This is a genomic window from Streptomyces sp. NPDC059037, from assembly GCF_042740015.1.
In the GTDB taxonomy this organism is placed as follows: Bacteria; Actinomycetota; Actinomycetes; order Streptomycetales; family Streptomycetaceae; genus Streptomyces.
The window spans coordinates 6959-13865 of sequence record NZ_JBHYIG010000265.1; the positions used below are offsets into that span (position 1 = coordinate 6959).

Below are 6907 nucleotides of genomic sequence, written 5' to 3' on the forward strand. Positions count from 1 at the left end.
AACACCGGGGCCCTGCTCGCGGGGTGCCCCCCCGGCGTGGCCCGGCACGAGCGGGGCGCCGCACCCGCCCCCGCCCTCCCCGGACGCCTCGCGGACCTGCCGCTCGCCGAAGTCGTCACGAGCCCGCTGCAGCGCTGCCAGGAGACCGTCGCGCCGCTGCTCGCCGCGCGGCCGGGACTGCGGTCGCACACCGACGACCGCATCGGGGAGTGCCACTACGGAGACTGGTCGGGCCGCAAGCTCGCCGAGCTGTCCGACGAACCGCTCATGGAGGTCGTGCAGCAGCATCCGTCGGCGGCCGCCTTCCCCGGCGGCGAGTCCATGCGGGCCATGCAGACGCGCGCCGCCGAGGCCGTACGCGAGTGGAACGCGCGCGTGGAGCGCGACCACGGCGCGGACGCGGTGTACCTGATGTGCTCGCACGGCGACATCATCAAGTCCCTGATCGCCGACGCCATCGGGCTCCACCTCGACCTCTTCCAGCGCATCTCCGTAGAGCCCTGCTCCGTCACCGCCATCCGGTACACACGCCTTCGCCCGTTCCTCGTACGTCTGGGCGACACCGGTGACTTCGGGTCGCTCGCACCCCGCGAGGCGCCCGCCGGGGGCGACGCGGCGGTGGGTGGCGATGCGGGAGCACCGTGATCGTCCGCCGCAGTAGGGTGCAGAGGTCACGCCGCACCACCGCAAGTGATCCATCGCAGTCGATCCCAATGGAGACAGGACGTGTCGCGTCAGGTGTTCCTCTACGACCCGCCGGAACGCTTCGTGGCCGGAACGGTCGGGCTCCCCGGTCGGCGTACCTTCTTCCTCCAGGCCACCGCCGGAGCCCGGGTGACCAGCGTCGCCCTGGAGAAGACCCAAGTGGCCGCGCTCGCCGAACGCATGGAGGAGCTGCTCGACGAGGTCGTGCGCCGCAGCGGCGGCAACGCCCCCGTGCCGGCCGTCGCGCCCAGCGAGGTCAGTGACAGCGCGCCCCTGGACTCGCCCGTCGAGGAGGAGTTCCGGGTCGGCACGATGGCGCTCGCCTGGGACGGCGACGAGGAGCGGATGATCGTCGAGGCGCAGGCCCTGGTGGAGCTGGACGCCGAATCGGACGAGGATCTCGCCGAGGCCGAGGAAAGGCTTCTGCAGGACGAGGAGAACGGGCCGCCGATGCTGCGCGTCCGGCTCACCGGCGCGCAGGCCCGCGCCTTCGCCAAGCGCGCCCTCGACGTCGTGAACGCGGGGCGGCCGCCGTGCCCGCTGTGCAGCCTGCCGCTCGACCCGGAAGGACACGTATGCCCGCGCCAGAACGGATACCGGCGGGGCGCGTGAGTCCGGCCTCCGGCGCCCACGCCATGGAGCTGCTCACCCGCGGGGAGCTGACCGTGCGCGGGCGGATCCGCGAGGCGTCGAACGCGGTGCTGTACTGCACGGTCGCGTACGAGGGCGAGACGGCCGCCTGCGTCTACAAGCCCGTCGCCGGGGAGCGGCCCCTGTGGGACTTTCCCGACGGGACCCTCGCGCAGCGCGAGGTGGCGGCGTACGAGGTCTCCGAGGCGACGGGGTGGGGTCTTGTGCCGCCGACCGTCCTGCGGGACGGGCCGCACGGCGAGGGCATGTGCCAGCTGTGGATCGAGGGCTCCGAGGCGGAGGCGGACTCGGCGGAGCTGCTTGCCCTCGTCGAGGGCGAGGAGCCGGGGGAGGGCTGGAAGGCGATCGGGTTCGCCGATGTGGGGGAGGGGCGGACCGCGCTGCTCGTCCACGCGGACGATGTGCGGCTGCGGCGGCTTGCCGTGCTCGACGCGGTGATCAACAACGCGGATCGCAAGGGCGGGCATCTGCTGGTCGCTTCCGGGGGGCGGTTGTACGGGATCGACCACGGGGTCACGTTCAACGCCGAGGACAAGCTGCGGACGCTGTTGTGGGGGTGGGCGGGGGAGCCGCTGGCCGCCGAGGCGGTGGGGGTTCTCCGCTCCCTGCGGGGCGCGCTGGAGGCGACTCAGCCGCTGTGCCTGCGGCTGGGCAAGCTGATCACTGGGGCGGAGGTGGACGCGCTCCGCGCGCGGGTGGATGCGTTGCTGGCCTCTGGCCTGCATCCCGCCCCGAGCGGCGACTGGCCCCCTATTCCGTGGCCCCCGGTGTAGCGGCACCCGGCAGCGTTGCGTTGTGCCCACCCGTTCCGCCGTGCGGAACGCCTGCCCACAACGAGGGCGGGCGGCCCGTGTACCCACGACGGGGCCGGTCGGGCGGGCGGCTGCGGGGTAATCGGGTGGGTGGGCGGGAGAGATCCGCCGCGCAGCGGCGGTGCAGTCACCCGGCAGAAGACGGCCCGCCCGGATAAACCTTGATCCCCGCTCGTATACGGATGGCCCGTCCGGTTAGGCTCATGGCATGCATGCCTGGCCCGCTTCTGAGGTCCCCGCCCTTCCTGGCAAGGGCCGCGACCTCCGGATCCACGACACCGCGACCGGCGGTCTTGTCACCCTTGACCCCGGTCCCGTCGCCCGTATCTACGTCTGCGGCATCACTCCGTACGACGCGACCCACATGGGTCACGCGGCGACCTACAACGCGTTCGACCTTGTGCAGCGCGTGTGGCTCGACACCAAGCGGCAGGTTCACTACGTCCAGAACGTGACCGACGTGGACGACCCGCTCCTCGAACGCGCGAACCGCGACGGCAAGGACTGGGTCGAGCTCGCCGAGGGCGAGACCGCGCTGTTCCGCGAGGACATGACCGCGCTGCGGCTCCTGCCGCCCCAGCACTACATCGGAGCCGTCGAGGCGATACCCGGCATCGTGCCGCTCGTCGAACGGCTCCGTGACATGGGCGCCGCCTATGAGCTGGAGGGGGACGTCTACTTCTCCGTCGAGTCCGACGCCCACTTCGGCGAGGTCTCCGGCCTCGACCGTGCCGCGATGAAGCTGCTCTCCGCCGAGCGGGGCGGCGACCCGGAGCGCCCCGGCAAGAAGGACCCGCTGGACCCGATGCTCTGGATGGCCGCCCGCGAGGGCGAGCCGAGCTGGGACGGGGCCTCGCTCGGCCGCGGCCGGCCCGGCTGGCACATCGAGTGTGTGGCCATCGCCCTCGATCACCTGGGGATGGGCTTCGACGTGCAGGGCGGCGGATCGGATCTCGCCTTCCCGCACCATGAGATGGGCGCCTCGCACGCGCAGGTCCTGACCGGCGAGCACCCGTTCGCCAAGGCGTACGTGCACGCCGGCATGGTCGCCCTGGACGGCGCGAAGATGTCCAAGTCCAAGGGCAACCTCGTCTTCGTGTCGAAGCTGCGGCGGGACGGGACCGACCCGGCCGCCATCCGCCTCGCCCTGCTCGCGCACCACTACCGTGCGGACTGGGAGTGGACCGACGACGTCCTGCGGGACGCCGTCGAGCGCCTCGGGCGCTGGCGCGCCGCCGTCTCCCGCCCCGACGGGCCGTCGGCCGACGCGCTGGTCGAGGAGATCCGCGATGCCCTCGCGAACGACCTGGACGCACCGACGGCGCTCGCCGCCGTCGACCGCTGGGCCGCCCGCCAGGACGCCGACGGCGGTACGGACGAGGGCGCCCCCGGCGTCGTGTCGCGTGCCGTCGACGCGTTGCTTGGCGTGGCCCTTTAGAAGGGTTACCCCGAGGTCGATCGCCCTTCGGGCTCGTCCTCAATCGCCGGACGGGCTCATCTTGTCCCGTCCGGCACCTTCATCACCGCATGGGCCGCTCGCGGAAATCCAGGAGCGGCCCATCAAAGTCCATGGCCGCGGCGGCCGTTGAAGCGCTAGACCTCCGCCATGAGATCACCCACTCGCTTCAGACGGGCGGCGCTCGCCGCCGCCCTGCTAGGACTCCTCGCGGCCTTCGCCGGACCCGGCGGCGGTGCCGCGCAGGCCGCCGACGAGCCCGCGACCACCGTCGGGGACGTCACGGACTTCGCCGCCGACGGGTCCGTCTACCGGATCGGCGCGGGCAAGGCCGAGGCCCGCGTCAGCTTCGTATCGAAGGAGACGTTCCGGCTCGAACTCGCCCCCGAGGGCGACTTCACCGACCCGACCGGCAAGGACATCGTCCTTCCGCAGGGCGAGCCGCCGAGCACCAAGTGGGCCGACAAGGGCGACCGCTACGAACTGAGCACCTCCGAAGTGACCCTGCGCGCCTACAAGTCGCCCCTTCGGTTCGCGCTCCACCGCGCCGACGGGACCGAGATCTGGGCCGAGTCCAAGGGCCTGTCCTGGACGAAGGACGCCACCACGCAGAGCCTGGCGCGCGGCGCCGACGAGCAGTTCTACGGCGCCGGGATGCAGAACGGGCGCGGCAACACCTCGCACCGCGGCAAGAAGGTCGAGGTGAGCGTCGACTACAACTGGGACGACGGCGGGCACCCCAACTCCGTGCCCTTCTACCTGTCTTCGGAGGGGTATGGCGTCTTCCGCAATACGTACGCGCCCAACACCTACGACTTCGCCGAGCCGGTGACGGCCACCGCCAAGGAACAGCGCTTCGACGCCTACTACTTCGCGGGCCGCGGCGGCGACGCCGCCAAGGACGTCATCGGGCAGTACACGAAGCTCACCGGGAAGCCCTTCCTGCCGCCCGTCTACGGGCTGGAGATCGGTGACGCCGACTGCTATCTCCACAACGCCAACCAGGGGGAACGGCACACCCTGGACTCCCTGAAGGTCGCCGACGAGTATCTGAAGCACGACATGCCCAATGGCTGGATGCTCGTCAACGACGGCTACGGCTGCGGCTACGAAGACCTCGCCGAGACCGCCGAGGGCCTCCAGGACCGCGACATGCAGCTCGGCCTGTGGACCGAGGACGGCATCGACCAGATCGCCGACCAGGTCAAGGCGGGCCAGCGCATCGCCAAGCTCGACGTCGCCTGGGTCGGCGACGGCTACAAGAAGGCGCTCGACGGCTGCAAGGACGCGTACAAGGGCATCGAGGACAACAGCGATGCGCGGGGCTTCACTTGGGCCCCGGAGAGCTGGTCGGGCGCCCAGCGCTGCGGGGTGCAGTGGTCCGGCGACCAGAGCGGCAGCTGGGAGTACATCCGCTGGCAGATCCCCACGTACGCGGGCGCGACCATGTCCGGCCTGGCCTACACGACGGGTGACGTGGACGGCATCTTCGGCGGCAGCGCCAAGACGTACGCCCGTGATCTGCAGTGGAAGTCGTTCCTGCCGGTCACGATGACGATGGACGGCTGGGCCGCCAACGACAAGCAGCCCTTCCGGTACGGGGAGCCCTACACCTCCATCAACCGCAAGTACCTCAAGCTGCACGAGTCGCTGCTGCCCTATCTCTACTCGTACGGGCACGAGGCGACGAAGACCGGAGTCGGCGCCGTACGGCCGCTGGCCCTCGAATACCCCGACGACCCGAAGGCCGCCACGGACGCCGCCAAGTACGAGTTCCTGACGGGCGAGGACTTCCTTGTGGCGCCCGTCTACAAGGACACCACCGTCCGGGACGGCATCTACCTCCCGAAGGGGACGTGGACCGACTACTGGAGCGGGCGTACGTATCAGGGTCCGACGACCGTCGACGGGTACAGCGCACCGATCGACACCCTGCCGCTCTTCGTCAAGGGCGGTGCCACCGTGCCGATGTGGCCCGGCGGCATCAGGTCCTACAAGGACCGCACCGCCGACTCGCCGCTCGCCTGGGACATCTACCCGCAGGGCATGTCCTCCTTCGAGCTGTACGAGGACGACGGCGTGACCCGGCAGCACCGCGACGGCAAGTACGCCACCCAGCGCGCCGAGGTCGACGCGCCCCGCGCGGGCAAGGGCGACGTGCGGGTGCGGATCGGCGCGAGCAAGGGGGAGTTCAGCGGGAAGCAGCCGAAGCGGCCTTACGCGTTCACGCTGCACACCGGGGACGCGCCCAGCGGCGTGGAACTCTCCGGCAGGGAGCTGCCCCGGCTCGCGTCGAAGGAGGCGTACGAGAAGGCGGCGCAGGGCTGGTTCTACGACCGGGACGACCGGGGCGGGGTCGTCAACGTCAAGACGGCGGCGCTCCGTACCGACCGGCCCTTCGAGCTCGACCTCGACGACACCAGCGCGGTCGGCGGTGCCGTGCCCGGCGCGACCGCGGCGGTCAGCGCCCCCGCGGGCCAGGAGCTCGGCGCGGGAGCCGCCGGCAAGGTCGCCGTCGACGTCACGGCGGGGACACGGGACGCCACGGGTGTCGAGGTCACCCTCGACGCACCCGAGGGCTGGACGGTAGGAACCGCGAAGGCCGACCGCGTACCCGCGGGAACCACCCGCCGCGTCGAGGTGGCCGTCACCCCGGCCAAGGACGCCGACCCCGGTGAGCAGCCGCTCGACGCGAGCGCCCGCTACCGCTCGGCGGGGCAGGACCGCACCGCGGGACAGCGGATCGCGGTGGCCGTCATGCCGCCGGCGCCGACGGCCGACACCTGGGCGAGCGACATGGCCTGGCTGAAGGCCGCCAATGGCTACGGACCCGCCGAACGCGACCGCAGCAACGGCGAGTCGGGAGCCGATGACGGCCACACGCTGACCCTCGCGGGCAAGACGTACGAGAAGGGGATCGGCGTGCACGCCGACTCCGTGATCGAGGTCTACACGGGCGGGCAGTGCACGAAGTTCACCGCCGACGCGGGCATCGACGACGAGATCAACGGCTACGGAGAGGTGGCCTTCTCCGTAGAGGCCGACGGCAAGGTGCTGTGGACCTCGCCGAAGGTGACGGGCGCGTCGGCGACCGTGCCCGTGGACGTCGATGTCAGCGGGGCCCGGCACGTGGAGCTGAAGGTGACCGACACCAACGGCTCCAAGAGCGGGGACCACGGGGACTGGGCCGAAGCCAGGTTCACGTGTACGTCCGGTAGCTGACAGGGGGCGGGGGCGCGGGGGGGGGGTGGGGCAAGGCCCACGAAGCCCCGGAGGGGGTGGG

5 protein-coding genes are annotated in these 6907 nt (G+C 71.5%); all 5 read left to right on the plus strand.

What is annotated here, in order from left to right; genetic code table 11:
• Nucleotides 1-12 precede the first annotated feature (12 nt).
• Nucleotides 13-645, plus strand: a complete 633-nt coding sequence (locus ACFWY6_RS36590; protein WP_384699890.1) for an MSMEG_4193 family putative phosphomutase — start codon at nt 13-15, stop codon at nt 643-645.
• A gap of 81 nt (nt 646-726) precedes the next feature.
• The gene (locus ACFWY6_RS36595) at nt 727-1317 is read left to right on the plus strand and encodes a DUF3090 domain-containing protein (RefSeq protein WP_266868801.1); all 591 of its coding nucleotides are present in this window, start codon (nt 727-729) and stop codon (nt 1315-1317) included.
• Nucleotides 1281-2129 carry an SCO1664 family protein gene (locus tag ACFWY6_RS36600; RefSeq protein ID WP_384699882.1) on the plus strand — a complete coding sequence of 283 codons (849 nt, stop codon included), beginning with the start codon at nt 1281-1283 and terminating at the stop codon, nt 2127-2129. Before ACFWY6_RS36595 ends, ACFWY6_RS36600 begins: the two co-directional genes overlap by 37 nt.
• 247 nt (nt 2130-2376) lie before the next feature.
• Nucleotides 2377-3606, plus strand: a complete 1230-nt coding sequence (mshC, locus tag ACFWY6_RS36605) for a cysteine--1-D-myo-inosityl 2-amino-2-deoxy-alpha-D-glucopyranoside ligase (protein WP_384699884.1) — start codon at nt 2377-2379, stop codon at nt 3604-3606.
• Nucleotides 3607-3774: 168 nt separating this feature from the next.
• The gene (locus ACFWY6_RS36610; RefSeq protein WP_384699886.1) at nt 3775-6846 is read left to right on the plus strand and encodes an NPCBM/NEW2 domain-containing protein; all 3072 of its coding nucleotides are present in this window, start codon (nt 3775-3777) and stop codon (nt 6844-6846) included.
• Nucleotides 6847-6907 lie beyond the last annotated feature (61 nt).

Bases quoted from the DNA above. Each gene is read 5' to 3' on its own strand.
- ACFWY6_RS36600 (WP_384699882.1), top strand. From the start codon at position 1,281: ATGCCCGCGCCAGAACGGATACCGGCGGGGCGCGTGAGTCCGGCCTCC.
- mshC (WP_384699884.1), top strand. From the start codon at position 2,377: ATGCATGCCTGGCCCGCTTCTGAGGTCCCCGCCCTTCCTGGCAAGGGC.
- ACFWY6_RS36610 (WP_384699886.1), top strand. From the start codon at position 3,775: ATGAGATCACCCACTCGCTTCAGACGGGCGGCGCTCGCCGCCGCCCTG.